At 70.4% G+C, this 24,993-nt stretch carries 20 protein-coding genes and 2 pseudogenes; 16 read left to right on the top strand and 6 right to left on the bottom strand.

The window, feature by feature from the left end; all coding sequences use genetic code 11:
- Positions 1 to 15: 15 nt before the first annotated feature.
- Together ACIBEI_RS43395 and ACIBEI_RS43390 are read left to right on the top strand one after the other, a co-directional pair.
- A complete protein-coding gene (locus tag ACIBEI_RS43395; protein WP_398896480.1) occupies positions 16 to 1,269 on the top strand; it encodes a sensor histidine kinase in 1,254 nt (417 codons plus the stop codon).
- 28 nt (positions 1,270 to 1,297) lie between these two features.
- Positions 1,298 to 1,951, top strand: coding sequence for a response regulator (locus ACIBEI_RS43390; RefSeq protein WP_398896508.1), 654 nt, complete (start codon positions 1,298 to 1,300; stop codon positions 1,949 to 1,951).
- Positions 1,952 to 2,149: 198 nt separating this feature from the next.
- On the opposite strand, the gene glgX is transcribed toward ACIBEI_RS43390, so the two are convergent.
- The gene (gene glgX / locus ACIBEI_RS43385; protein WP_398896478.1) at positions 2,150 to 4,456 is read right to left on the bottom strand and encodes a glycogen debranching protein GlgX; all 2,307 of its coding nucleotides are present in this window, start codon (positions 4,454 to 4,456) and stop codon (positions 2,150 to 2,152) included.
- Between the two features lie 202 nt (positions 4,457 to 4,658).
- On the opposite strand from glgX, the gene ACIBEI_RS43380 reads away from it, so the two are divergent.
- From ACIBEI_RS43380 to ACIBEI_RS43350, 7 genes and pseudogenes are all read left to right on the top strand, one after another.
- Positions 4,659 to 5,891: an Ig-like domain-containing protein gene (locus ACIBEI_RS43380; protein WP_398896476.1), complete on the top strand. Its 1,233-nt coding sequence runs from the start codon at positions 4,659 to 4,661 to the stop codon at positions 5,889 to 5,891.
- 235 nt (positions 5,892 to 6,126) lie between these two features.
- Entirely contained in the window at positions 6,127 to 7,374 is a 1,248-nt protein-coding gene (locus tag ACIBEI_RS43375) for an Ig-like domain-containing protein (protein ID WP_398896475.1), read from the top strand.
- Positions 7,375 to 7,564: 190 nt separating this feature from the next.
- Positions 7,565 to 8,332, top strand: a complete 768-nt coding sequence (locus ACIBEI_RS43370; RefSeq protein WP_398896474.1) for an enoyl-CoA hydratase/isomerase family protein — start codon at positions 7,565 to 7,567, stop codon at positions 8,330 to 8,332.
- Positions 8,333 to 8,662: 330 nt separating this feature from the next.
- A complete protein-coding gene (locus tag ACIBEI_RS43365; RefSeq protein WP_398896506.1) occupies positions 8,663 to 9,271 on the top strand; it encodes an ATP-binding protein in 609 nt (202 codons plus the stop codon).
- A 393-nt stretch (positions 9,272 to 9,664) separates the two neighbouring features.
- Positions 9,665 to 9,934: pseudogene (locus ACIBEI_RS43360) on the top strand (polysaccharide deacetylase family protein); the annotation flags it as partial.
- 26 nt (positions 9,935 to 9,960) lie between these two features.
- Positions 9,961 to 11,220 carry a YncE family protein gene (locus tag ACIBEI_RS43355; protein ID WP_398896473.1) on the top strand — a complete coding sequence of 420 codons (1,260 nt, stop codon included), beginning with the start codon at positions 9,961 to 9,963 and terminating at the stop codon, positions 11,218 to 11,220.
- Positions 11,221 to 11,307: 87 nt separating this feature from the next.
- Positions 11,308 to 11,955 (top strand): ADP-ribosyltransferase, encoded by a 648-nt coding sequence (locus tag ACIBEI_RS43350; protein ID WP_398896471.1) that lies wholly within the window; start codon positions 11,308 to 11,310, stop codon positions 11,953 to 11,955.
- Positions 11,956 to 11,994: 39 nt separating this feature from the next.
- Here ACIBEI_RS43350 and ACIBEI_RS43345 read toward each other — a convergent pair whose 3' ends face one another.
- The gene (locus tag ACIBEI_RS43345) at positions 11,995 to 12,633 is read right to left on the bottom strand and encodes a GNAT family N-acetyltransferase (RefSeq protein ID WP_398896504.1); all 639 of its coding nucleotides are present in this window, start codon (positions 12,631 to 12,633) and stop codon (positions 11,995 to 11,997) included.
- Between the two features lie 65 nt (positions 12,634 to 12,698).
- Here ACIBEI_RS43345 and ACIBEI_RS43340 point away from each other — a divergent pair.
- The 3 genes and pseudogenes from ACIBEI_RS43340 to ACIBEI_RS43330 all read left to right on the top strand — a co-directional run bounded on the left by ACIBEI_RS43340 (position 12,699) and on the right by ACIBEI_RS43330 (position 14,580).
- Positions 12,699 to 13,443: pseudogene (locus tag ACIBEI_RS43340) on the top strand (MerR family transcriptional regulator).
- A gap of 42 nt (positions 13,444 to 13,485) precedes the next feature.
- Positions 13,486 to 13,698, top strand: a complete 213-nt coding sequence (locus tag ACIBEI_RS43335; RefSeq protein ID WP_362075349.1) for an EF-hand domain-containing protein — start codon at positions 13,486 to 13,488, stop codon at positions 13,696 to 13,698.
- Between the two features lie 210 nt (positions 13,699 to 13,908).
- Positions 13,909 to 14,580 (top strand): NADPH-dependent F420 reductase, encoded by a 672-nt coding sequence (locus tag ACIBEI_RS43330; RefSeq protein ID WP_398896502.1) that lies wholly within the window; start codon positions 13,909 to 13,911, stop codon positions 14,578 to 14,580.
- Between the two features lie 30 nt (positions 14,581 to 14,610).
- Here the strand turns inward: ACIBEI_RS43330 and ACIBEI_RS43325 are convergent, their stop codons facing one another.
- The 4 genes from ACIBEI_RS43325 to ACIBEI_RS43310 form a co-directional block, all read right to left on the bottom strand.
- Positions 14,611 to 15,153 carry an MOSC domain-containing protein gene (locus tag ACIBEI_RS43325; protein ID WP_398896469.1) on the bottom strand — a complete coding sequence of 181 codons (543 nt, stop codon included), beginning with the start codon at positions 15,151 to 15,153 and terminating at the stop codon, positions 14,611 to 14,613.
- 10 nt (positions 15,154 to 15,163) lie between these two features.
- Positions 15,164 to 15,718 carry a glycoside hydrolase family 25 protein gene (locus tag ACIBEI_RS43320; RefSeq protein WP_398896467.1) on the bottom strand — a complete coding sequence of 185 codons (555 nt, stop codon included), beginning with the start codon at positions 15,716 to 15,718 and terminating at the stop codon, positions 15,164 to 15,166.
- 142 nt (positions 15,719 to 15,860) lie between these two features.
- A complete protein-coding gene (locus tag ACIBEI_RS43315; RefSeq protein WP_398896465.1) occupies positions 15,861 to 16,757 on the bottom strand; it encodes a LacI family DNA-binding transcriptional regulator in 897 nt (298 codons plus the stop codon).
- Positions 16,758 to 16,765: 8 nt separating this feature from the next.
- Positions 16,766 to 19,429, bottom strand: coding sequence for a SpoIIE family protein phosphatase (locus ACIBEI_RS43310; RefSeq protein WP_398896464.1), 2,664 nt, complete (start codon positions 19,427 to 19,429; stop codon positions 16,766 to 16,768).
- A 257-nt stretch (positions 19,430 to 19,686) separates the two neighbouring features.
- On the opposite strand from ACIBEI_RS43310, the gene ACIBEI_RS43305 reads away from it, so the two are divergent.
- Genes ACIBEI_RS43305 through ACIBEI_RS43290 form a run of 4 tightly spaced genes read left to right on the top strand, consistent with a single transcriptional unit; the run spans position 19,687 to position 24,958 of the window.
- Positions 19,687 to 21,774, top strand: a complete 2,088-nt coding sequence (locus ACIBEI_RS43305; protein ID WP_398896462.1) for a glycoside hydrolase family 127 protein — start codon at positions 19,687 to 19,689, stop codon at positions 21,772 to 21,774.
- A 33-nt stretch (positions 21,775 to 21,807) separates the two neighbouring features.
- Positions 21,808 to 23,076, top strand: coding sequence for an ABC transporter substrate-binding protein (locus ACIBEI_RS43300; protein ID WP_398896460.1), 1,269 nt, complete (start codon positions 21,808 to 21,810; stop codon positions 23,074 to 23,076).
- The gene (locus ACIBEI_RS43295; RefSeq protein WP_398896458.1) at positions 23,073 to 24,032 is read left to right on the top strand and encodes a carbohydrate ABC transporter permease; all 960 of its coding nucleotides are present in this window, start codon (positions 23,073 to 23,075) and stop codon (positions 24,030 to 24,032) included. The genes ACIBEI_RS43300 and ACIBEI_RS43295 overlap by 4 nt, the downstream gene beginning before the upstream one ends.
- An 11-nt stretch (positions 24,033 to 24,043) precedes the next feature.
- Positions 24,044 to 24,958 (top strand): carbohydrate ABC transporter permease, encoded by a 915-nt coding sequence (locus ACIBEI_RS43290; RefSeq protein ID WP_398896457.1) that lies wholly within the window; start codon positions 24,044 to 24,046, stop codon positions 24,956 to 24,958.
- Positions 24,959 to 24,993 lie beyond the last annotated feature (35 nt).

Below are 24,993 nucleotides of genomic sequence, written 5' to 3'. Positions count from 1 at the left end.
GTGCAGACTGGGGAGATGACCGAGGCGGATCAGCGGATCGAGCACCGTTGGGACCAGCTCCACACCTGGGGTCCCTACGGGCTGCTTCTTGTCTCCACCGTCCTCGCGGTCCTCGCCGGCGAGCTGATGGAGGGTCCCGCCGAGTGGTACGCGGCCGGGGTGCTGGTGGTCGCCGCGGTGGCGCTCCAGCTGTGGCACGGGCCCCGCCGTGGCCGCCGGACCCCGTCCCGCGGCGGGACCGTCTACTACGTCCTGCGCTGGGTGATCTCCTTCGCCCTCACCTGGCTGAACCCCTTCTTCGCCTTCTACGCGTCCACCGGCTACTTCGACACCGACGAACTGATGTCCGGAACGCGCCGGCAGCGGCTCGGCCTCTTCGCCACCGTCGTCGTGGTGGCGGGCGCGCAGGCCGGCGGGCTGCCGTTCCGCAGCCCGGTCCAGTGGGTGCTGTTCGGCGTGATGCTGGTCGCGAACAGCGCCCTGCTGATGGCGGTCGGCCATCTCAACCAGCAGGAGGAGCAGCGCTCCCGCGAACGGGCCGGGACCATCGCCGAACTCGAACGCACCAACACCGCCCTGCAACAGGCCCTCGACGAGAACGCAGCCCTGCACGCCCAACTCCTCGTCCAGGCGAGGGAGGCCGGGGTCGCCGACGAACGCCGGCGCCTCGCCGCCGAGCTCCACGACACCATCGCCCAGGGCCTGACCGGCATCATCGCCCAGCTCCAGGTGGTCGGGAGCGCCCCCGACCTGCCCACCGCCCGCACCCATCTCGACCGCGCCTCCGCCCTGGCGCGCCACAGCCTCGGCGAGGCCCGCCGCTCCGTGCAGAACCTCGCCCCGGTCGCCCTGGAGAACGACGGACTGCCCGAGGCCCTCAAGAAGACGGTCGCCGAGTGGGGCGAACGGACGGGCGTACGCGCCGAGTTCACTGTCACCGGTACCGCCGAGCAGCTCCACGAGGAGATCTCGGCGACCCTCCTGCGCATCGCCCAGGAGGGCCTGTCCAACGCCTCCCGGCACGCCCACGCCACCCGCCTGGGCCTCACCCTGACCTTCCTCGGCGACGAGGTGATCCTGGACATCCGCGACGACGGCCGAGGCTTCGACCCGCTCGCCGTCCCCGCCCGCTCCACCGCCGCCGGTTTCGGCCTCGACGGCATGCGAGCCCGTGCCGAACGCGTCGCGGGCTCCCTCACCGTCGAGTCCGAGCCGGGCCACGGTACGGCCCTCTCCGCTCGCGTACCGTTGGTACGCCATGACAGATGACGCGACAGACGACGGCACGGAAGAAGCCATGGAAGAGGCCACGGAAGAGGAGACGATCTCCCTCCTCGTCGTGGACGACCACCCCGTCGTACGGGACGGGCTGCGCGGCATGTTCGAGTCCGAGCCCGGTTTCCGCGTACTGGGAGAGGCCTCGAACGGTGTCGAGGCGGTTGCGAAGGCCGCCGCGCTCGACCCCGACGTGATCCTCATGGACCTGCGCATGCCGGGCGGCGGCGGTGTCGAGGCGATCGCCCACCTCACCCGCGCGGGCGCCCGCGCCAAGGTCCTCGTCCTGACGACGTACGACACCGACTCCGACACGATCCCCGCGATCGAGGCGGGCGCGACGGGCTATCTCCTCAAGGACGCGCCCCGCGACGAGCTGTTCACCGCCGTGCGGGCGGCCGCCCAGGGCCGTACGGTCCTCTCCCCGGCCGTGGCCTCCCGCCTGGTCTCCGCGGTCCGCACCCCCCGGTCCCCCGGCAACGAGCCCCTCTCCGCCCGCGAACGCGAAGTCCTGGCCTTGGTCGCCAAAGGCACGTCCAACCGCGAGATCGCCCGCGAACTCTTCATCAGCGAGGCGACGGTGAAGACCCACCTCACCCACCTGTACGCCAAGTTGGGCGTCAAGGACCGGGCTGCGGCGGTGGCCACGGCGTACGACCGGGGGATCCTCGGGTAGGGCTTTCCTCGCCCCCGCCGCCCCTACCCATTCCCGTCACTACTCGGGGGCCAGCCCCCGAACCTCCGCTCCTCAAACGCCGGAGAGGCTGAGATACCTAAGGGGCGCGGGGAACTGCGCAATCTTTTGGGGGTTCGGGGGCGGAGCCCCTGAGTAAGTGACGGGAATGGGTAGGGGCGGCGGGGGCGAAAAAAGGTCCTACCCCGCCACCCGCAGCAGCAGAACCGCCCGTGCCGGCACAGTGATCGTGGCCCCCGCCCGGTGCACCACCCCGGGCACCTCCCCCTGCTCCTCCCGCGACGTGTCGACGACGACCTCGTACCGCTCCGCCCACGGCGCCCCCGGCAGGACGAAGCTCGCGGGCCGGTCCCCCGCGTGCAGGACGGCCAGGAAGCTGTCGTCGGTCACCGGCACACCCCGCGCGTCCCGGCCGGGAATGTCCCGCCCGGACAGGTACATGCCGAGCGTCGCCGCGGGCGCGTACCAGTCCCGTTCCGTCATCTCCGCGCCGCGCGCCGTGAACCAGGCCAGGTCGCGCAGCCCGTCGGCGGAGTGGGCGCGGCCGGAGAAGAAGGCCCGGCGCCGCAGGACGGGATGGGCGTGACGGAGGGCGATCAGACGGGCGGTCAGGTCGAAGAGGGCCCGCCAGTCGGGATCGTCGAGCAGGGTCCAGTCGATCCAGCTGATCTCGTTGTCCTGGCAGTACGCGTTGTTGTTGCCCCCCTGGGTCCGCCCCAGCTCGTCCCCCGCGACCAGCATCGGCACACCCGTGGACAGCAGCAGGGTGGTGAGAAGGTTGCGCAACTGACGGCGCCGCAGGCCCCGTACGCGGGCGTCCTCCGTCTCGCCCTCCGTGCCGCAGTTCCAGGCACGGTTGTCGTCCGTGCCGTCCCGGTTGCCCTCGCCGTTGGCCTCGTTGTGCTTGCGCTCGTACGACACCAGGTCCCGCAGGGTGAAGCCGTCGTGGGCCGTCACGAAGTTCACCGAGGCGTACGGCCGCCGCCCGCCCCACGCGTACAGGTCGCTGGAGCCCGACAGGCGGTACCCGAGATCCCGTACGTCCGGCAGCGCGCCCCGCCAGAAGTCCCGTACGGCATTGCGGTAGCGGTCGTTCCACTCTGTCCACAGGGGCGGGAAGGCGCCCACCTGATAGCCGCCGGAGCCGACATCCCATGGTTCCGCGATCAGCTTCACCCTTCGCAGCACCGGGTCCTGCGCGATCACCGCCAGGAACGGGGACAGCATGTCGACGTCGTGCATGGAGCGGGCCAGCGCGGCCGCCAGGTCGAACCGGAAGCCGTCCACCCCCATCTCCGTCACCCAGTAGCGCAGCGAGTCCGTGATCAGGCGCAGTACGTGCGGCTGGACCACGTGGAGCGTGTTTCCGCAGCCCGTGTAGTCCGTGTAGCGGCGCGCGTCGCTCTGCAGGCGGTAGTAGCCCCTGTTGTCGATGCCGCGCAGCGACAGCGTGGGGCCCAGCTCGCCCGCCTCCGCCGTGTGGTTGTAGACCACGTCGAGGATGACCTCGATACCGGCGGCGTGCAGCGCGCGCACCATGCTCTTGAACTCGCCGACCTGCTGTCCTGTCGTCCCCGAGGCCGCGTACCCGGCGTGCGGCGCGAAGTAGCCGATCGAGTTGTAGCCCCAGTAGTTCTTCATGCCCCGGCGCAGCAGGTGGTCCTCGTGCGCGAACTGGTGCACAGGCAGCAGCTCCACTGCCGTCACACCCAGCTTGGTCAGGTGCTCGATCGCCGCCGGGTGCGCCAACCCCGCGTACGTGCCCCGCAGTTCCTCCGGAATGTCCGGGTGCAGCTTCGTGAAGCCGCGCACGTGCAGCTCGTAGATGACCGAGTCCGCCCAGGGCGTCTTCGGGCGGCGGTCGTCCGTCCACTCGTCGTCGGGCGCGTCGTCGTGGACGACGACCCCCTTGGGGACGTACGGAGCGGAGTCCCGGTCGTCGCGCACGGTGTCCGCGACCTGCTGCTGGGGCCAGTCGCGCACATGCCCGTACACCTCCGGCGGCAGCGTGAAGTCGCCGTCCACGGCACGGGCGTACGGATCGAGGAGCAGCTTCGCCGGGTTCCAGCGGGCGCCCGTCCACGGGTCCCAGCGGCCGTGCACCCGGAAGCCGTACCGCTGCCCGGGCCGCACGCCGGGCACGAAGCCGTGCCAGATCTCGTGGGTCAGCTCGGTGAGGGGCACCCGGATCTCGGTGCCCGCTCCCGTGCCGTCCACGGCACCCGCGTCACCCGCGTCGCCGTCGTAGTCGAACAGGCACAGCTCGACGGACTCCGCACCGCCCGCCCACAGCGCGAAGTTGGTGCCCGAGACACCGTCGGGACCGGTCCGGAAGCGCGCCCCGAGCGGGGTCGGCGCACCGGGCCACACGGGGACGGCCGGCGCGACGCGCGGACTGCCGTTCAGCACGGGGGCGGGCTGCGCGGGCAGCCCGAGATCCGGGGCGGGCCCCTCCTGCACTGCCTCCTGCTCGGCTGCGCTCGACACCTCACGGCCTCCTGCGGCTCGATGGGAGCGACGCGCGGAGATGCCCATGGCGTCCCTGCCACGGCTCCCCGTCGCGTCGTCCTTCCCACTGTTCTGCCCAGCGCCGGGCTCGCACTCACGTTTCCCCAGGAGAGGGCTGACCGGCCCCGGGCGGATGAGGCGTCCCCCACTTCCCCGGAGCCGGTCGGTCGTTGGGCCCCACGTGATGCACGCACAGACGCGCGCGGCGCGCGCAGGGGCCGCGCTGGCCGCCGTACTGACATGGGCCGGGCTGCTGGCCGGAGCCGCGGGATGCACCTCGCACGGCGTGGACAAGGTGCTCGGCAAGCCCCGTTCGCCCGAGAACACCATCCGCGTCTCACCGGACGACGGCAGCAAGGCCGTACGCCCCGAGGACACCTTGCGGGTACGGGTGCCGGCCGGGCGCCTGGAGTCGGTGAAGGTCGTCAGGTCCCAGGACGCGCAGGACTTCCCGGTGCCCGGCCGGATCGCCGAGGACGGCATGACCTGGCGCCCCGACGACCCGAAACTCGCCCTGGCCGCCAAGTACTCGGTCGACGCGGTCGCGCTCGACGGCCACGGCCGGCGGGTTGCCCGGCACGCCACGTTCACGACGTACGTCCCCGACGAACGCTTCATCGGATACGTCATGCCCGAGAACCGCTCCACGGTCGGCACCGGAATGATCGTCTCGCTGGACTTCAACCGTGTGATCGAGAACCGCGCGGCGGTCGAGCGCGCCGTCCGGGTGACCTCCGTGCCGGAGGTGGAGATCGCCCCGCACTGGTTCGGCGAGAAGCGCCTGGACTTCCGGCCCGAGGAGTACTGGAAGCCGGGCACGAAGGTCACCGTCGCGCTGCGGCTGCGTGACGTCGAGGCGGCCCCGGGCGTGTACGGACTGCAGTACAAGACCTTCTCGTTCACGGTCGGCCGCAGCCAGGTCAGCCTCGTCGACGCAGCCGCCCACACCATGGAGGTGCGCCGCGACGGCGAGGTCCTCTCCACCGTGCCGATCACCGCGGGCGCCCCCAAGAGCACGACGTACAACGGGAAGATGGTGGTCACCGAGATGCTGGAGGTGACCCGGATGAACGGCGCGACGGTCGGCTTCACCGACGCCGACGGCAAGGGCGAGTACGACATCCCCGACGTGCCGCACGCGCTGCGCCTCACCACCTCCGGAACCTTCCTGCACGGCAACTACTGGGCGCAGGGCGTCTTCGGCACCGCCAATGTCAGCCATGGCTGCGTGGGCCTGCGCGATGTGAAGGGCGGCAGCTCCGCGACCCCGGCGGGCTGGTTCTTCGACCGCAGCCTCATCGGTGACGTGGTGGAAGTCGTCAACAGCAATGACAAGAAGGTCGCTCCTGACAACGGCCTCGGCGGGTGGAACATGGGATGGAAGGCCTGGAAAGCGGGCTCCGCGGTGAAGTAGCCGGACATAGGGGTACGGACAAGACGTACGCCCTTGGTGCCGCGGGCTGTTGAAGTTGGGACTGAACAGTGACAATCCCGGGAGGTCAACGCTCCTGGCGGTGTGATTAATTAGCGCGATACACGCGTGGGACGTGGCTGTGAGCTGCGGGCTCCCGCCATGGGCCCAGGCGTCACGGGGCGACCAACGATGGGCAGTGCGGGCCTTGATCAGGCCGTGCGAGGGGAGAACGAACTTGAACGGGCGACCGATATCGGGGGCGTCGGTTGGCGCGCGGACACGGCGTGGGAAGGGGGCCTTGGCGCTGGCGCTGGGGACCTTGATGCTCGTCGTGACCGCATGCGGCGGGGGAGGGGACTCGGACTCCGGGTCCGGCTCGGGGAAGGGCGGGGACAAGGATTCCGGCCAGGCGGACACCAAGGTCTCGCAGGCGGTCGTGACGGTGGCACCGAAGGACGGCGCCGACGGAGTGAAGACCAGCGGCGCGCTCAAGGTGACGGCGGCCAAGGGGAAGTTGACCGAGGTCGAGGTCGAGGACACCAAGGGCAACCCGGTCGAGGGGAAGATCACCGACGGGGGCGCGACCTGGACGCCCGACACGCATCTCGCCGCGTCCACCAAGTACAAGGTCCACGCGGTGGCCAAGGACTCCAAGGGCCGTGAGGCGGCGGAGGAGTCCGCGTTCACCACGCTGACCCCGAAGAACACGTTCGTCGGCATCTTCACGCCCGAGGACGGCTCGAAGGTCGGCGTCGGGACGACCTTCTCGGTCAACTTCACGCGGGGCATCACGCACCCCGAGGACGTCGAGAAGGCGATCGACATCAAGACCGAGCCGGCGGTCGACGTCGAGGGCCACTGGTTCGGCAACGACCGCCTCGACTTCCGTCCGGAGAAGTACTGGAAGCCCGGTACGAAGGTCACCGTGAAGCTCAACCTCGACGGCGTCGAGGGCCGGCCCGGTGTCTACGGCGAGCAGGCCAAGACCGTGAAGTTCACGATCGGCCGCAGCCAGGTCTCCACCGTCGACGTCAAGACCAAGAAGATGACCGTCAGGCGCGACGGCAAGGTCATCAAGACCATCCCGGTCACGACGGGCAAGCCCGGCTACGAGACCTGGAACGGCCAGATGGTCATCACCGAGCGCCTCCGGGTGACCCGGATGAACGGCGAGACGGTCGGCTACGGCGGCGAGTACGACATCAAGGACGTGCCGGACGCCATGCGGCTGACCACGTCGGGCACCTTCATCCACGGCAACTACTGGGGCGGCGACGCCTTCGGCAACTACAACGCCAGCCACGGCTGCATAGGCCTGCGCGACCAGCGCGGCGGCGGCGACCGCGGCGCGCCCGCCGCGTGGTTCTTCGACCGCTCCATCGTCGGTGACGTGGTGGTCGTGAAGAACTCCAACGACCGGATCGTGGACCCCGACAACGGGCTCAACGGCTGGAACATGTCGTGGGAGAAGTGGAAGGCATGACGCCCCGGGCGCGGGAGCGGCACTGACCACGCTGCTCCCCGCCCGCCCTGTCGCGGCCTGTACGGCCCCGGTGTGCCGCTCCTCTGTGAGGCGGCGCACCGGGGCCGTTGCGTGTGACGGCCTACGTCGGCCGACGCCTGTGACGCAGCACACCGGGGCCGTCGCCGTTAGCCCCCGTTAACCTGCCTTCATGACTGTGCATCTCGAAGTCGCCGAAGGTGTCGGCACGATCCGTCTCGACCGCCCGCCCATGAACGCGCTGGACGTCGCCACGCAGGACCGCCTCAAGGAGCTGGCCGAGGAGGCCGCGCGCCGCGAGGACGTGCGCGCGGTGATCCTCTACGGCGGCGAGAAGGTGTTCGCGGCGGGCGCGGACATCAAGGAGATGCAGGCGATGGACCACGCGGCGATGGTCGTACGGTCCCGTGCCCTGCAGGACTCCTTCACCGCCGTGACCCGCATCCCCAAGCCGGTCGTCGCCGCGGTCACGGGTTACGCGCTGGGCGGGGGCTGCGAGTTGGCGCTCTGCGCCGACTTCCGCATCGCCGCGGACAACGCCAAGCTGGGCCAGCCGGAGATCCTTCTCGGGCTGATCCCGGGCGCGGGCGGCACCCAGCGCCTGTCCCGCCTGATCGGCCCCTCCAAGGCCAAGGACCTCATCTTCACCGGCCGTATGGTCAAGGCCGACGAGGCCCTGTCGCTCGGCCTGGTCGACCGGGTCGTACCCGCCGACGAGGTGTACGCCGAGGCGCACGCGTGGGCCGCGAAACTGGCGCAGGGCCCGGCGCTCGCGCTGCGCGCCGCCAAGGAGTCCATCGACGCGGGTCTGGAGACGGACATCGAGACCGGGCTCGCCATCGAACGCAACTGGTTCGCGGGGCTGTTCGCCACCGAGGACCGGGAGCGGGGGATGAAGAGCTTCGTGGAGGAGGGGCCGGGCAAGGCGAAGTTTCTCTGACAGGGTCTGCGGCGAGAAGTTGCGGGTGTCTGCGGCGAGGAGCTGTGGGCGCCTGCGGCGATGAGCTGTGGGCGTCCGCGCCGATGGGCCGTGGGCGTCCGTGGCAAGGGGCTGTGCGCGTCCGTGGCAAGGGGTTGCGGGTGCCGTGAAAGTCACCCGCCGAATTCCGCTGATCCACTTGCAGTTGACGCGATGTCTTACCCGTGTCCCTCGAAGGGGCGGTTTATCCGAGCCTTAAGGCAACCTTAAGCCTTCCTTGTGGGGAGCGGCGGGCGATTGCCCCGGACGGGGCTTTTCCCGCAGGCCAGACGGGCTGTGGGGGCCGCCGAACTGCCGATGGCATATGCCGATCGAATCGTGCGGAATGGGGGGTTCCGGGGGGCGTATTCCTCCGGAACGCCCCCAACGGGGCCTCTGGGCGGCCATGATGGGGGCATGGCGGGGCTGGAGGGTATCGAACAGCCGCGGCGGCACGGGAGTGCGACCGCGGCGCGCTGGTCGCCCGCGGTCGAGGACGAACACGCGCTCAAGGCGCTGGAGTTGTTCGGCAATCCGACCGAGGGGGAGGTGCCGTTGCCCTCCCGGCCCGAGTCCGCGGCCACCGCGCGTCGGCTGACCCAGGTCGTGGTTCTGCGTCACTGGGGGCTCTCGCCGAAGATGACCGAGGACGCGGTCTTACTTGTCTCGGAGTTGGTGGGCAATGCCGTGCGGCACACGGGTGCGCGGGTGTTCGGCCTCCGTATGCGGCGCCGCCGGGGGTGGATCCGGGTCGAGGTCCGGGACCCTTCCCGTGGCCTTCCCTGCCTCATGCCGGTCCAGGAAATGGACGTGAGCGGCCGGGGCCTGTTCCTCGTCGACAAACTCTCCGACCGCTGGGGCGTGGACCTCTTGCCTCGCGGCAAGACGACCTGGTTCGAAATGAGAGTGGCGGACCGCTAGGTTTCTCGCCCCCGCCGCCCCTACCCGTCCCATCCCTGGGGGCTGCCGCCCCCAGACCCCCGCCATCGGCCTGAACGGCCTCGTCCTCAAACGCCGGACGGGCTGGTTGTGCCTGGACTGGGCTATTGAGATTCGGCCCGGCCGCGAATTCTTCAGCCCCTCCGGCGTTTGAGGAGCGGGGGTTCGGGGGCGGAGCCCCTGAGTAGTGACGGGAATGGGTAGGGGCGGAGGGGGCGAAATCCGCCCCACAGCGACCCGCCCTCCCACCGATCGGACCAATCGCCACTTTTCCCCGCAAGTCATCCTTAAATGGTGCGCGTGACCCCGTCCGATCGTCGCGCCGCCCTCAGAACAACCGCCGGCCTGGCCGCCGCAGGCGCGCTCGCCGGCTGCTCACGAGCCGCCCGCGCCTCCCCCCTCGTGGAAACCCTGGCCCGCCGCGCCGGCTACCCGCACATCCTCTCGTACGACGTCGACTCGCTCGACTTCACCTCGCCCGGCGCCCCCGCCGTCACCCGCAACGTCACCACCGGGATCCGCAACGGCCCGGTCGTGAGCCTGCACTTCGGATACGCGGACACGGTCGCCGCGTTCCCCGCCCTCCTCGACGAACCGGACCGCCGCGGCCTGCGCGCGGTGACCACAACGGAGTTGCTGAGCTGATGCCGACGCCCCGCACGATGCCCCGGATGACGCACCACACGACGCCCCGGACACCTCGTACGCACCGGAGCCGCGCCGGCCGCGCCCTCGGCACCGGCGCCGTACTCACGGCCCTCGCCCTCGCCCTGGCCCTCGCCGGCTGCGGCGCCGATGCCAAGGACGAGGCGAACAGGACATCCGGCACGGCCGGACCCGACAGACCCGCCGATCCTGCCGCACCCGCCAACCCCGTCGAGCCCGCGAAACCGGTCGTCAAGGGCCTGCCCGGGATGCCGCCCGTCCTCGACAGGACGGACGTCTACGCCGCCGACCGCCCGAACAAACTCTCCCCGGTGGTCAAGGACTTCCCGTCCCGCGTCTACGTCCCCAACACCGAGTCCGACACCGTCACCGTCATCGACCCGAAGACGTACGAGGTCGTCGAGACGATCCCGGTCGGCGTGCAGCCCCAGCACGTCGTCCCCTCCTGGGACCTGAAGACCCTCTGGGTCAACAACAACCGCGGCCACACCCTCACCCCCATCAACCCCAGGACGGGCAAGGCGGGAAAGCCGGTCGAGGTGCACGACCCGTACAACCTCTACTTCACCCCGAACGGCAAGTACGCCGTCGTCATGGCCTCCCTCGACCGCGAACTGGTCTTCCGCGACCCGCACACCATGAAGCGGCTGAAGACCGAACCGGTCAGCTGCTACGGCGTCAACCACGCCGACTTCTCCCTCGACGGCCGGTACTTCATCGTCTCCTGCGAGTTCAGCGGCGAACTGCTGAAGGTCGACACGGAGAGGATGAAGGTCGTCGGGAAGCAGAAGCTGCCCTTCGAGGGCGCGATGCCGCAGGACGTGAAGATCTCGCCCGACGGCAAGAGGTTCTACATCGCCGACATGATGGCCGACGGCATGTGGGTCCTGGACGGCGAGAAGTTCGACGAACCCACGCTCCTGCCCACCGGCAAGGGCACCCACGGCCTCTACGTCAGCCGCGACTCCCGGGAGATGTTCGTCTCCAACCGTGGCGAGGGCACCATCTCCGTCTTCGACTTCACCCAGGACCGGCTCACCAAGAAGTGGCACCTCCCGGATGGCGGCAGCCCCGACATGGGCGGCGTCTCGGCGGACGGCAAGGTCCTGTGGCTGTCGGGCCGTTACGACTCCGAGGTGTACGCCATCGACACCGGCACCGGCGCCCAGCTCGCCCGTATCCCGGTGGGCAACGGCCCGCACGGCCTCGCCGTCTACCCCCAGCCGGGCCGCTACTCCCTCGGCCACACGGGCATCTTCCGCTGAGACGGCCGAGGCAACGCCCGTCGCGGCACGCCGCCGTACGAGTGAAGATCCACGGCCCGCCCCCGCGGAACCGAGATCGTGCTCCCCATGATCACAACTCGCCTGCGGCGGCGGGCCGCTGCCGTCGTCCTGTCCCTGACGGCCGTCCTCGCCACGTCCGCCGCGACACTCCCGGCCCCCGCTCCCGCTCTCGCCCCGGCTCTCGCTTCCACTCCCGCGAAGGCACCCTTCGCCGCGAAGGCCGCCGCCCCCACCTGTCCCCAGTTCGCCGACCCCGTCCACGCCGCCGCGGACCGCCGAGTGGACGTCGGCCGCATCACGCCTGAGCCCGTCTGGCGCAAGACCTGCGGCACGCTCTACCGCAGCGACGGCCGCGGCCCCTCGGTCGTCTTCGAGCAGGGCTTGCACCCGCGGGACGTCATCAACGGCCAGTACGACATCGAGCAGTACGTCCTGGTCAACCAGCCCTCCCCGTACGTCTCCACGACGTACGACCACGACCTCTACAAGACGTGGTGGAAGAGCGGCTTCAACTACTACATCGACGCCCCCGGCGGCGTGGACGTCAACAAGACCATCGGCGACACCCACAAGTGGGCCGACCAGGTCGAGGTCGCCTTCCCCGGCGGTATCGAGCGGAAGTACATCATCGGCGTCTGCCCGGTCGACAAGAAGACCAAGACCGAGATCATGAGCGACTGCGAGAGCAACCCGCACTACGAGCCCTGGCACTGAGCCCCGGCCTCCGACCTGACACCGGCTCGCCCCTGCGCCCTAGCGGGCGATCAGCAGTGCCTCCGCCCCGACCGGACGGAACCCGGCCGCCTGGAAGGCCCGTACGCTGCGGGCGTTCCCGGCGGCCTGCTGCGCCCAGACCGGCTCGGCCCCGCCCAGGTGCCGGGCGGTCACGGCGAGCGCCCGCCCCAGCCCCCGATGCCGCACCTCCTCGGCCACCTCGACCGCGGCCTCCAGCCGTCCCGCGACCCCGCGCCCCAGGACGAGCACGCCTCCGTCGGCGGCCCACACCCGCACGTCGTCCCGCCGCTCGCGGGCCCGGGCGACCCGGGGATGGCCGGGATCGTCGAGTTCCGTCAGCCTCAGCGGCGGCGGGCCGGTCAGCGGCGCGGCGACCGTCAGCAGGTCGATCGTGTCCGTCGTACGCCCCGTACGCTCCATGAACGCCGCCAGGAACCGCGGGTTCATGGTCGCGGCGAGCGGATCGCAGTCGGCCCCGGCCAGCGTTTCGCGGACCCAGCCCTCCCCCTCGTCGGTGAAGACGACGGAGTGCGCGGTGAAGGCGATGACCCCGGCGTCCCGGCGGGCGTGCTGCGGCACGATCGTCGTACCGCCGTCCGGCGGAGGGAAGACTCCTCGCGCCGCCGCGTCGAGAATGTCCCGCAGAGTGCCGGCCACCGCGCCGCCCCTTCCCTCGCCCGTCACTTGAGTCTCCACCCACTGGAAGGCCCAGACTCCGCCCCATGATCGACGACGGCACCGGGCTGCTCACCATCGGGCAGCTCTCCCGGAGCACCGGACTGCCGGTGCTCACCATCCGCTACTGGTCGGACGCGGGCGCCTGCCGCCCGTGATCCGCTCCGGGGGCGGCTACCGGCTGTACGACGCCGGGTCCGTGGCCCGCCTCGAACTCATCCGTACGCTGCGGGAGCTGGGCCTCGGCCTGGACGACGTACGCCGGGTGGCGGCCGGCGAGACGACGGTCGCGGAGGTGGCGGCCACGCATGTGGCGGCCCTGGACGCGCAGATCCGGGCCTGAAGGTGACCCGGGCGGTGCTGTCGACCGTGGCGCGACGCGGTTCGACCGCGGAGGAGACGACCCTGATGCTGTGTTTCGGGGGGCAGACCCCCGAACTGGCGCGGCTGTCGGCCGCGGAGCGCAAGCACATCGTCGACGACTTCATGGCGGAGACCTTCGACGGCCTCGACACCGCGGACCCCGACATCCGCACCCGGCTGCGCTTCGGCGTGCCCGACCTGCCCGACGACCCCACGACCGAGCAGATGGACGCCTGGGTCGAGCTGGCCGAGCTGCTAGGCGACGCCGACCGGTCCGCCGTACGGGAACGCATGGTGTCGGCGAGCCGGGCGGAGCTCGCCCGCTTCCGGGAACTGCTGGCGCTGGTACGGGGGACCGAGCCGCTGCCGACGCACCGGGAGGAGTTCGCGTGGGTGGTCGCCGCGTTGAGTGCCCGACCGGCCAGTTAATCTGACCTCGGCAAGTACGGCACATCAGAAGGGGCGGGTCCGGTGGCGGACATCGAGGAAGCACGCAAGGCGTTCGAGCGTATCGACGTGGACGGGGACGGCTACGTCACCGCCGCCGAGTTCAAGAAGGCCCTGGCCCAGGGCGGCGACTGGAACGTCACCGAGTCGGTGGCCGAGGCCGTGATCGGCTCCCAGGACCTCAACGGCGACAAGCTGCTGTCGTTCGACGAGTTCTGGTCGCACCTGAACAAGTAGACGAACGCGAGGATCGCGAGGGGGCGCTCCCGCCGGACGGGCGGGGGCGCCCCCTCGTCGTACGGTGCGTGCCCCGGCTCCGTGCGATGGACGCGACGGCGGTTTCCGGACGTTCGAAACGCTGTGCGATCTTTCGGGTGATGGCCCGGAATAGCCCGCTTGCCCCGGAGGTTGGTGCCCCACATCGGAGTCATCGACCCCCGGAAGGACGTGCGAGTCATGAAGATCGGCATCATCGGAGCGGGCAACATCGGCGGCAACCTCACCCGGCGGCTCACGGCCCTCGGTCATGACGTCTCCGTCGCCAACTCCCGAGGCCCGGCGACCCTCACCGCCCTGGCCGAGGAGACCGGCGCGACGCCCGTCCCGGTCGAGGAGGCGGCACGCGGCGCCGAACTCGTCGTCGTCACGGTCCCCCTCAAGGCGGTCCCGAACCTGCCGTCCGGGCTCTTCGACGAGGCCGCCGACGGAGCCGTCGTCGTCGACACCGGCAACTACTACCCGCGGCACCGGGACGGCAGGATCGCCGGGATCGAGGACGAGGGCCTGACGGAGAGCCGCTGGACGGCCCAGCAGCTCGGCCACACGGTCGTCAAGGCCTTCAACGGCACGTACGCCCAGGACCTCCTCGACCGGCACCGGCCGGCCGGCGCCCCGGACCGCCTCGCCCTCCCGGTCGCCGCCGACGACGAGTCCGCCAAGCAGGTCGTCCGCGACCTCATCGACGAACTCGGCTTCGACACGGTCGACGCGGGCTCCCTCGACGACTCCTGGCGCCAGCAGCCCGGCACCCCGGTCTACGGCCTCCAGGAAGGCGTGGACGCGGTGACGAAGGCCCTGGCCGAGGCCCCGCGGGAGCGCCCGGCGGACTTCCGGTCGTAGGGATACGGCGGCAGCGCTCCGGCGCCCCGCTCAGACGATCTGCAGGGGCAGGTGCGGTCCGTCCGGCAACTCGACCTCGACCGGGTCACCGGGCCGCACCACGCCACCCGTGACGACGACGCTCATGATCCCGGCCCGGAACCGGACGGTTCCGTCCTCGTCCCGCCCCACGACCTGCTTCATGAGCCCCTTTTGGAAGCCGTCGATCTGCGCGCAGGGATTCCGCAGCCCGGTGACCTCCACGACGGCCTCGTCCCCGAACCGCAGCAGCGTCCCGGTCGGCAGCCCCAGCAGATCGATCCCCCGGGTGGTGACGTTCTCGCCGAGCTGCCCGGCCGCGACCTCGAACCCGGCCTCCCGCACCTCGTCGAACAACTCCTCGTGAATGAGGTGCACCTGCCGCAGATTCACCTGAGTCGGATCCTTCTCCATCCGGAACCGATGCTTCACCGTCACCCCGGCATGCACGTCCCCCTCCACCCCGAGCCCGGCAAGCAACGTAATGCCGTCCCGATTCGGCTTGGAGAACGAATACCTACCGCTGCTGCTGACCGCAGTCACTGTCCCGCCCATGCCCGGCAGCCTACGGTGTTGCCCATTCCCGCAGGTCGGCGAGGGTGTCGAACTGCGCCACGTTCTTGTCCAGCGGGTCGTCCGTGTACTGGTGGAAGCGCCACTTCGCCTGGATGCGGGGCTTGCCCGCGGTCACGTAGTCGGCGATCCAGAGACCGTCACCGGCATACGAGGTCGTGTCGACGGTCAGCCAATAATTCCGGTTGCAATAGAGCACGACCCGGTTGTTCGGCCGGAGTTCCTTCACCTTGCGGATGAAGCGGTCCTTTTCCGCGTTGGACGCGTGGGTGCCGTTGCCCGTTGTCTCCCAGTCGACGGCGAGGATGTCGCCGGCCTTTTCGGGGGCCTTGCCGACGAAGTACTCGGCCTGGGCCGTGAGGTTGCCCGGCCAGAGGAAGTGGTAGAAGCCGACGACGCAGCCGGCGTCACGGGCCCGCTTCGTCTGCGCGCTCAGCTTCGGATTGACGTACGTGCGGCCCTCGGTGGCCTTGACGAAGACGAAGGACACGCCTTCGGTGCTGTACGAGGACGACTGATAGGCGCTGACATCGATGCCGCGCAGCATGTGGTTCCTCCGTGCGGTGGGGGGACGGGTGCAGATGGTGCCTGTGGGGGGCAACTTCCTTTGCTCTTCCCCCACTTCGCCCGTCCCACCCCATGCACTCGACGATGTTCACCGTCGGCCCGTCCCCGAGCGGAGAGCCCGCTCAGAAATCGTCACCCGGTTCCGAGGGGCGCGGGCCGGTACTGGAGCGGATGGAGATCAGCGGTCTCAGCAGGACGTGCCGGGGAGAGGCGCCCGGCTCGTCAAGCCGCTCCAGCAACAGCTCGACGGCGACCCGGCTGATCTCGCCGATCGGCTCGTCGGCCGCGGTGAGCGGCGGAGTCACCGTCTCCGCCCAGGGCCCGGACACCAGGCCGACGACCGAGAAGTCACGCGGCACGACACGACCCGCACGGGTCAGTCCTCGGTAGACGCCCCCCAGCGACGCCTCGTTCATGGTCACCAGCGCGGTGGTGGCCGGGTCCTCCAGCAGGATCCGTCCGAGACATGCCTCGCCCGCGGTGTCGTCGTCCCCGCAGAGATACCCGCGTCCGGTGAGCCCCAGCTCCGCCACGCCCTGGTTGAACCCTTCGAGCCCGCGGTGCGCGGACTCGTACCCGGCCTCGAAGAGCTCTTCCGACCGGTTGACGAAGGCGATCGTGCGGTGGCCCAGGTCGGCCAGGTGCCGCACACAGGCACGGCCGAGGGCCACCCAGTCGACGTCCACCCACCAGGTCTTCTCCAGACCGGACTGCCCGATGGTGACGAACGGTCGGCCCAACTCGATGAGGTGCCTGGCCCGGGCGTCGTCCAGCCGGATCTCCATCAGGATCAGGCCGTCCACCCGGTGCCCGGACAGGATCCGCTGGAACGGCCGGTCGCCGATCTCTCTGCCGGTGGTGAGCAGCACGTCGTAGTCGTACGCCTGGGCCGTCTCGGCCACGCGGCCGACGAAGTCCAGCTGCATCGCCGTGTAGTTGTCACCGGCCGGCGGGAAGACGAGGCCGAGCGTGCGGGTCCGGCCGTTCGGCGTTGTCCCGGCGGCGGAGTCGTTGTTCACGGGATTCCTCATGCGTGGCCCGTCGGTAGCAACTGCTCGGCCCAGATGGTCTTGCCGCTGGTGGTCTGCCGGGTGCCCCAGCCCTGGGTGAGCTGGGAGACCAGGAGGAGGCCGCGGCCGCCCTCGTCGAAGGTGCGGGCGCGGCGCAGGTGGGGGGCGGCGCTGTTGCCGTCGGAGACCTCGCAGATCAGGGTGCGGTCGCGGATCAGCCTCAGCTGGATGGGGGCCGCGCCGTATCGGATGGCGTTGGTGACCAGCTCGCTGACCACCAGCTCGGTGACGAACCCCACTTCCTCCAGTCCCCAGGCCTGGAGCTGGCGGGATGCCTGGAGCCGGGTGTCGGCGACGATCTCGGGGTCGGCGGGCAGGCCCCAGGTGGCGACCTGGTCGGCGTGCAGGGCCCGGGTGCGCGCGACGAGCAGGGCGACATCGTCGGCGGGGCGGGCGAAGCGAGAGGGGGAACCCCCCGGCCGAAGGCCCGGAGCGGAGGAGGACGCGGCCCCACCTGACTGAGTGGACTCACCCGCTTGAGCGGCCCCACCGGCTTGAGCGGCCCCACCGGCTTGAGCGGGCTCACCCGCTGGAGCGGACGCACCGGCTTGAGTGGACGCACCTGGTTGAACGGCGGCGGAGGGCAGCAACGCGTCGATCAGCCTGTCGCAGGTGACCTCCAGCGAAGGGGACGGGCAGGCCAGGGCCTGGCACAGCCGGTCGAGGCCCGCGTCGATGTCGCGGTCGCGCGCCTCGACGAGGCCGTCGGTGTAGAGGACGATCAGGCTGCCTTCGGCCAGTTCCAGTTCGGTGGCCTCGAAGGGCAGGCCGCCCACGCCCAGCGGGGGCCCTGGGGAGAGGTCGACGAGGGCGACCGTGCCGTCGGGGGAGAGGACGCCCGGCGGGGGGTGGCCGGCGCTGGCCAGGGTGCAGAGGCGCGAGACGGGGTCGTAGACGGCGTACAGGCAGGTGGCGCTGATCCCGTCGGCGTCCTGGGCGTCGGAGGCGGCCGTGCCGTCATCGCGGTCCGTCGTGTCGTCGTCGGCGGTGAGGTGGGTGACCAGGTCGTCGAGGTGGGTGAGGAGTTCGTCGGGCGGCAGATCGACGTCGGCGAGGGTCCGGACGGCCGTACGGAGGCTTCCCATGGTGGCGGAGGCACGGACGCCGTGGCCCGCCACATCGCCGACGACCAGGGCGACCCGGGTTCCGGACAGCGGGATCACATCGAACCAGTCGCCTCCCGCACCGGCCTCGGAGCCGGCCGGCAGGTAGCGGAAGGCGGCCTCGACGGCCGCCTGACCGGGGAGCCCCCTCGGCAGCAGACTGCGCTGCAGCGTCAGCGCGGCGGTGTACTCGCGGGTGTAACGCCGTGCGTTGTCCACGCAGACCGCCGCCCTGCCGGCGAGTTCCTCGGCGAGGACCAGATCGTCCGGCTGGAAGGGTTCCGGACGCAGCCGTCGCCAGAAGACGGCCACACCGAGCGTGATCCCGCGGGCCCGCAGCGGCACCGCCATGCCCGAGTGGACGCCGGCGTGGTGGACACCCGCGCTCCGGACGTCGTCGCCCGCGATCCACCGGACGAAGCCGGGATCCTCCAGCCCGCTCAGGAAGGGGCGGCCGGCGGCCAGACAGCGGGCCGCCGGTGAGTACGCCGGGTAGGTGTCGACCGCGCCCAGGGCGACGGCGGCCTCGGGGACGCCCGCCACGGCGGACCGGTGCGCGACCCGGCGCAGTACGACGGCGGCGTCAATGGGCTCCCGGGTCGGTTCCTCGCCCTTGAGGACCGAGTCGAGCAGGTCCACGCTGACGAAGTCGGCGAGCCGCGGCACCACCAGCTCGGTCAGTTCCTCGGCGGTGCGCACCACGTCCAGGGTCGTGCCGATGCGTGTGCCGGCCTCGTTCAGCAGAGCCAGCCGCTGCTGGGCCCAGTGCTGTGCGCTGCTGTCGAACGACGCCGTGCTGACGCCGCACACCCGGCCCGAAGGGTCCTTGACCGGCCACATCTCGATGTTCCAGGCACGTCCGCCGAAGTGGCTGTCGTAGCTGGTCGGTGTCCCGGTCTCGGCCACCTGGCGCAGGTGCCGCAGGAACCCCCGGGTGGCGACATTCTCGGAGACGGTGTCCGGATACCGCCGTCCGCGCAGCTGCGCCGCCGTGGTCCCCAGCATCTCGCACGCGATGTCGTTGAGCCGCTGGTACCGCAGCTCGGCGTCGAAAGTGGCCAGAGCGACCGGGGCCTGGGTGAACGACCGCTCCAGCATCCCCCGGTCGTCCGCCTCCCCTTCCCCGTACTCGTCCCGGTTTTCGTCCCGGTCCCCGAGCCCGGCCGGTTCCGGTGCGAAGGTCACGACGAACCCGTTGGCCTTGCCCTCGCCGTCCAGTGACGGACAGGCGCCCAGGCCGAGATCGAGCCGGCTGCCGTCCCGATGGCGGACGGCGGCTGCCCCGCTCCAGGCCCCCGCCCCGGCCAGCGCCGCCCAGGCCTCGTCCGAGGGGTCCGCGGCGAGCAGCTCGGTGACATCGCGCCCCACGATGTCCGTGGCGGGATGACCCAGCAGGCGCTGTGCGCCCACGCTCCAACCCGTCACGATGCCCTGTCGGCTCACCGTTGCCGTGGCCGGACCGGTCACGGGTTCGTGATCATGGGGCGACTCGAGCACAGCTTTGTCACGGCGTGCCATCGTTGCTCACCTCGCAGCCGTCGAGTCGCGCTCCGTAAGCACCACCCACCATATCCGGCCAAAGGCCACCCGGCACCGAGAGACGGAGACCTGCGGATTCCGTCGCCCCGCACCTTCCGGGCCGCCTCCGTCGACGTCCCTGTCCCGGATCCCCGCACATCGGATGTCCGCCCTCGCACGGCGCGGCGATGCGGAGCAGTCTGTAGGTGAATGTAGATAAATAGCCTGGATCTTCCCGTTGTGCAGGGAGCACCTCCATGTCTCTTACTCCGCCCCCGGGCCCGCCCCCCGCCCCCACTCCCGCTCGCACCCCCGTGCCGGGCCCCGTCCGGCTCGGTGAGCGGGCACAGGTCGCGCTGCGTCCGGCCGGATCCGCCCGCGTCACCGGCGGTTTCTGGTACGAGCGCCGACGCGTCAACGCCGAGGTGAGCATCCCCCAGGGCCCGGCCCTGCTGGACTCCGTGGGCAATCTGCACAACCTCCGGCTGGCCGCCGGAACGGCGACCGGCGAGTACCGGGGTGAGCTGCCCTTCCTCGACACCGACGTGACCAAGTGGCTGGAGGCCGCCTCCTGGCAGCTGGCGGAGACGGACCGGAAGGAGGAGTTCGCGCAGGCCGAGGACATGGACCGGATGATCCGCCTGCTGGCCGAGGCCCAGCAGGACGACGGCTACCTGCAGAGCTACTACCAGGTGGTCAAGCCCGGACTCCGCTTCGTCGAGCTGCGCTGGGGCCACGAGCTGTACTGCGCGGGCCACCTCATCCAGGCCGCCGTCGCCCACCACCGGGCCACCGGACGCGAGGATCTGCTCACCGTCGCCCGCCGCTGCGCCGACCACATCGACGACACCTTCGGCCCCGGCAAGCCCGTCGACGGCATCCCCGGGCACCCCGAGATCGAGACGGCCCTGGTGGAGCTCTACCGGGAGACCGGCGAGCGGCGCTATCTGGACCTGGCCGGGTACTTCGTCGACCGGCGCGGACACGGCCTGCTGAGCGACGGGCGCCCCATGCTGGGCGACGCACACGCCGTCCCGCCGGGCCCCGCGTACTGCCAGGACCATGTCCCGGTGCGGGAGGCCGAGACCGTGACCGGCCACGTCGTACGCCAGCTCTATCTGCTGGCCGGCGTCGCCGACGTGGCCGCCGAGACCGGCGATCCGCAGCTGCGCACCGCGATGGAGCGGCTGTGGGAGGCGATGACCACCACCAAGACGCATCTCACCGGTGGCCTCGGTGCCCACCACGAGTCGGAGGACTTCGGCGACCCGTACGAACTGCCCAACGAGCGTGCCTACTGCGAGACCTGCGCGGCCGTCGCCTCGATCCAGTGGAACTGGCGGATGGCCCTGCTCACCGGCGAGACCCGCTACTCGGACCTGATCGAGCGGACGCTCTTCAACGGTTTCCTTTCCGGAGTCTCCCTGGACGGGCTGCGCTGGCTGTACGTCAACCCGCTCCAGGTGCGCGACGGTTACGAGTACCGGGGCGGGGACATCGGATCGCGCCGCACCCCGTGGTTCACGTGCGCCTGCTGCCCGCCCAATGTCATGCGGATGCTCGCGAGCCTGCCCCACTACCTGGCCAGTACCGACACCGACGGTCTGCAACTGCACCAGTACGCCACCGGCTCGTACAGCGGCCTCACCGGCGGCGGGCTGGTCGCGGTCCGGGTCGACACCGACTACCCCTGGCAGGGCCGGATCGCGGTGACCGTCGAGGAGGCGGGCCCGGGGGAGTGGACCCTGTCGATGCGGGTGCCGCAGTGGTGCGAGCAGTACACGCTGGTGATCGGCGGCACGCCCGCCCAGCAGGAGCAGGAGCAGGAGCAGCAGCAGGAGCAGGCGCCGGAGGACGGCTGGCTGCGGATCCGCCGCACCTGGCAGCCCGGCGACACGGTCGTGCTGAACCTCGGCATGGAGCCGCGGCTCACCGAAGCCGACCCCAGGGTCGACGCGGTGCGGGGCTGTGTGGCCGTCGAACGCGGCCCGCTCGTCCACTGCCTGGAGCAGGTGGACCAGCCAGGCGCCCCCGGCCTGGACGACATCGTGCTCGACCCCACCGCGGGACTGACCGTCCGGCACCGCCCCGACCTGCTGGGCGGGGTCACGACCGTGATCGGCACCGGCCGGCTGCGGGCGCGGCCCGCCGGACAGGGCTGGTGGCCGTACCGCGTGGCCCGGGCCACCGGTGACGCCGCACAGGCCCGGGACGGAGTGAACACCTCCACGGAAGCTCCCATGAACACCCCCACGGACGCACCTCTCGAACTGACCGCCATCCCCTACTACGCCTGGGCCAACCGCGAGGACGGCAGCATGCGCGTCTGGCTGCCCACCAGCTGAAGGCGACCCACCGCCTCTTAAGGACCGCTAGTCATGAGAACCAGAAGAGCAAGGGCAGCGGGTGTGCTGCTGACGTCCGTGGCGCTGCTCGCCACCGCGTGCGGTGGCTCGGGCCCGGACTCGGGTTCCGACTCGGGAACCATCACCCTGTGGGCCCGCGACAGCCAGAAGGGCTTCATCAACCTCGTCGCGGACGCCTGGAACAAGGACCACGCCACGAAGGTGAAGGTGACCGTCGTCCCCCAGGCCAACTTCGTCCAGAAGTTCGGCACCGCGGCCGCGGGCGGCTCCGGACCCGACGTCGCCTCCATCGACCTCGTGTATCTGCCGTACTTCGCCTCCACCGGGGTACTGGACGACATCACGGAGCTGGAGAACGAACTGCCGTACAAGGACGACCTGAGCGCGGCCCACCGCAGGCTCGCCGAGTACAACGGCCGTACGTACGCGCTGCCGTTCACCGCCGAGGCGTCCGTCCTCTTCTACAACAAAGGTCTGTTCAGGAAGGCCGGTCTCGACCCGGACAAGCCCCCGACGAACTACGCGGAGATCATCTCCGCCGCGAAGAAGATCCGCGCGCTGGGCAACGGCACCTACGGGTACGCCATCGCCGGACAGTGCGGCGGCTGCCAGGTCTTCGAGTTCACGCCGCACATCTGGGCCAGCGGCGGCGATGTGCTCACCGCCGACGGAAAGAAGGCACTGTTCGACACAGCCGAGGTGACCGACGCCCTCACCTTCTACCGGACGCTGTACACCGACGGCACGATGCCGGCCCAGTCCAGGACCGATGCGGGAACCAACCAGCCCGCCGCGTTCCAGAGCGGCAAGCTGGGCATGACCCCGCTCGGAGCCTTCTTCGTGCAGGTCCTCAAGCAGGACGAAAAGGTCGACTTCGGTGTCGCTCCGCTGCCCGGCAGGAACGGCGGCTCGTCCTCCTTCGCGGGCGGTGACGAGATCGCCGTCACCAAGAGCGCGAAGAACAAGGCGCAGGCACAGGAGTTCGTCCGGTGGGCGACAGGCGAGCAGGCCCAGACGGTCCTCGCGGACAACGGCATCGTTCCGGTACGCACCGATCTGATCGACAAGATCTACACTCCGCTCGATCCCCGGTACAAGGTGCTGGGCGAGGCGATGGAGAAGGGCCGTACGCCGTACAGCACGGTCGAGAACGCGCTGTTCAACGACAGCAACGGGCCCTGGGTCAAGATGATCAACCGGGCCGTCTTCGACGGCGACATCGCCCAGGCACAGGAGGAAGGGCAGAAGGCCGCCCAGTCCATCATCGACGACGCGCCATGAGCGGAGACCGCCACCGCGGGCGCCGTCAACTCCCTTCCCCGGGACCGGCGGCCGCGGCGAACGCCGTCCGCCGGCGGACACTGTCCCGGGCCGGGCGGCGTCGGCTGGCCGGTGTCGCGATGACCGCGCCCGCCCTGGCGATGATCACGCTCTTCTTCTTCGTCCCGCTCGTCATGATGCTGTGGATGTCGCTCCACGACTGGCCGCTGCTGGGAGAACGCCGCTTCACGGGTCTGGAGAACTATCGCGACGCCCTGCACGACACCGAGTTCCGCACCGCCGTGATCTTCACGGTCGAGTACACGCTCATCACCACGCCTGTGCTGTTCGTCCTCGGACTCGCGATGGCCCTGCTGGTCCGCCGGAAGCACCGCGGTGCCCGCTTCTTCCAGGCCGTGTACTTCGTGCCGGTCGTGGTCGGTCTCGCCTCGTCGGCCTTCCTGTGGCTGTTCATGTTCCAGTCCGACATCGGTCCGGCCGGGGACCTCGCCGACCACCTCGGTCTCGGCAGCCGTACGACCAACTGGTTCGCCGGATCGACGTCCGCGATGCTCGTGGTCATCGGCATGGTGACCTGGAAAGTCGTCGGTCTGCAGATGCTTCTGCTGCTGACCGGGCTCCAGTCGATCCCCACCGAGGTGGAGGAGGCCGCCAGAATCGACGGCGCGAGCCGCCTGCAGACCTTCCGCTACGTCGTCCTTCCGCTGCTGCGCCCGACGCTGGCCCTGGTCCTGGTCTTCTCCGTCGCCGGTTCGCTGCTCGCCTTCGACCAGTTCTACGTCATGACCGGCGGCGGCCCGTCGAACTCGACGATCACCGCGGTGTACGAGATCTACCGCACGTCCTTCATCAAGTTCCAGCTCGGCTACGGCTCGGCCCTGTCCGCCCTGCTGATGATCGTGCTCGTCGCGGTCAGCGCGGTGCAGCTGCTGCTGTTGCGCTCTTCCGACCAATGAGGACCCGAATCGTGAGCACGCGCAGCACGAAGAGCCGAGACCTGGAGAGAAGGCCGGTGGGGACGGACTCCAAGAACCTGGTGGCCGCCATCCGGCAGTCGCTGCCGCGCGCCGCCTGGTGGGCGGTCTGCGCCGCCCTGGCCGTGCTGTTCCTCTACCCGATGTACGTGATGTTCTCGCAGAGCCTCAAGACACCGGGCGAGGCCGCCGCCGCGCCGCCCACCCTCTATCCGCACGAGCTGTCCCTGGACAACTTCCGGGCCCTCGGCGGTGACACGGGGATCGACATCGTGGCCAGCGCCGGCAACAGCCTGCTGGTGTCCCTCGGCGCCACACTGGCGACGGTGGTCCTCAGCACCGTCGCGGGCTACGGGTTCGCGCGACTGCGCTTCCCCGGCAGCAACGTCCTCTTCTTCGCCGCCCTCGCCACCTTCATGGTCCCCTTCCAGGCGGTCATCACCCCGCTCTACCTGCTCCTCAACAACCTCGGCCTCCAGAACTCGCTGCTCGGACTGGCCGCCGTCTACACCACCTTCCAGCTCCCCTTCGGGCTGTTCCTGATGCGCAACTCCTTCGCGGCCGTCCCCCGTGAACTCGAAGAGGCCGCGCTGATCGACGGCTGCGGCATCCTGAAGGCGATGTTCCGCGTCGTTCTGCCGGTCGCCGCGCCGGGCGTCATCACCACCGCCCTGCTCACCTTCTTCGCCTGCTGGAACGAGTTCTTCGCGGCGCTGATCCTCGTCACCGAGCAGGAGAAGTTCACTCTTCCGGTCAGCCTCGGCGTCCTCGCCAGCGGCAACCTCGGAAGCGTCGACTGGGGGGTCCTCCAAGCCGGCGTCGCGGTGACCATCGTCCCCTGCGTCGTCATCTACCTGCTGCTGCAGAAGTACTACGTCGGCGGACTGCTCAGCGGCCCGGTGAAGTAGGCGCCGGTGAAGTGGGCGCCGGTGAACGTGGTCGC

The organism is Streptomyces sp. NPDC050988 (assembly GCF_044456225.1).
In the GTDB taxonomy this organism is placed as follows: domain Bacteria; phylum Actinomycetota; class Actinomycetes; order Streptomycetales; family Streptomycetaceae; genus Streptomyces.
The sequence above is the reverse complement of the archived record's forward strand: the minus strand, read 5'-3'. Positions and strand labels throughout refer to the sequence as shown.

What these genes read in the sequence shown, in the direction of transcription:
- ACIBEI_RS43395 (WP_398896480.1), top strand. Translation starts at nt 16, where the DNA reads ATGACCGAGGCGGATCAGCGGATCGAGCACCGTTGGGACCAGCTCCAC.
- ACIBEI_RS43390 (WP_398896508.1), top strand. Translation starts at nt 1,298, where the DNA reads ATGGAAGAGGCCACGGAAGAGGAGACGATCTCCCTCCTCGTCGTGGAC.
- ACIBEI_RS43370 (WP_398896474.1), top strand. Translation starts at nt 7,565, where the DNA reads ATGACTGTGCATCTCGAAGTCGCCGAAGGTGTCGGCACGATCCGTCTC.
- ACIBEI_RS43355 (WP_398896473.1), top strand. Translation starts at nt 9,961, where the DNA reads ATGACGCACCACACGACGCCCCGGACACCTCGTACGCACCGGAGCCGC.
- ACIBEI_RS43350 (WP_398896471.1), top strand. Translation starts at nt 11,308, where the DNA reads ATGATCACAACTCGCCTGCGGCGGCGGGCCGCTGCCGTCGTCCTGTCC.
- ACIBEI_RS43325 (WP_398896469.1), bottom strand. Translation starts at nt 15,153, where the DNA reads ATGGGCGGGACAGTGACTGCGGTCAGCAGCAGCGGTAGGTATTCGTTC.
- ACIBEI_RS43320 (WP_398896467.1), bottom strand. Translation starts at nt 15,718, where the DNA reads ATGCTGCGCGGCATCGATGTCAGCGCCTATCAGTCGTCCTCGTACAGC.
- ACIBEI_RS43310 (WP_398896464.1), bottom strand. Translation starts at nt 19,429, where the DNA reads ATGGCACGCCGTGACAAAGCTGTGCTCGAGTCGCCCCATGATCACGAA.
- ACIBEI_RS43305 (WP_398896462.1), top strand. Translation starts at nt 19,687, where the DNA reads ATGTCTCTTACTCCGCCCCCGGGCCCGCCCCCCGCCCCCACTCCCGCT.
- ACIBEI_RS43300 (WP_398896460.1), top strand. Translation starts at nt 21,808, where the DNA reads ATGAGAACCAGAAGAGCAAGGGCAGCGGGTGTGCTGCTGACGTCCGTG.
- ACIBEI_RS43295 (WP_398896458.1), top strand. Translation starts at nt 23,073, where the DNA reads ATGAGCGGAGACCGCCACCGCGGGCGCCGTCAACTCCCTTCCCCGGGA.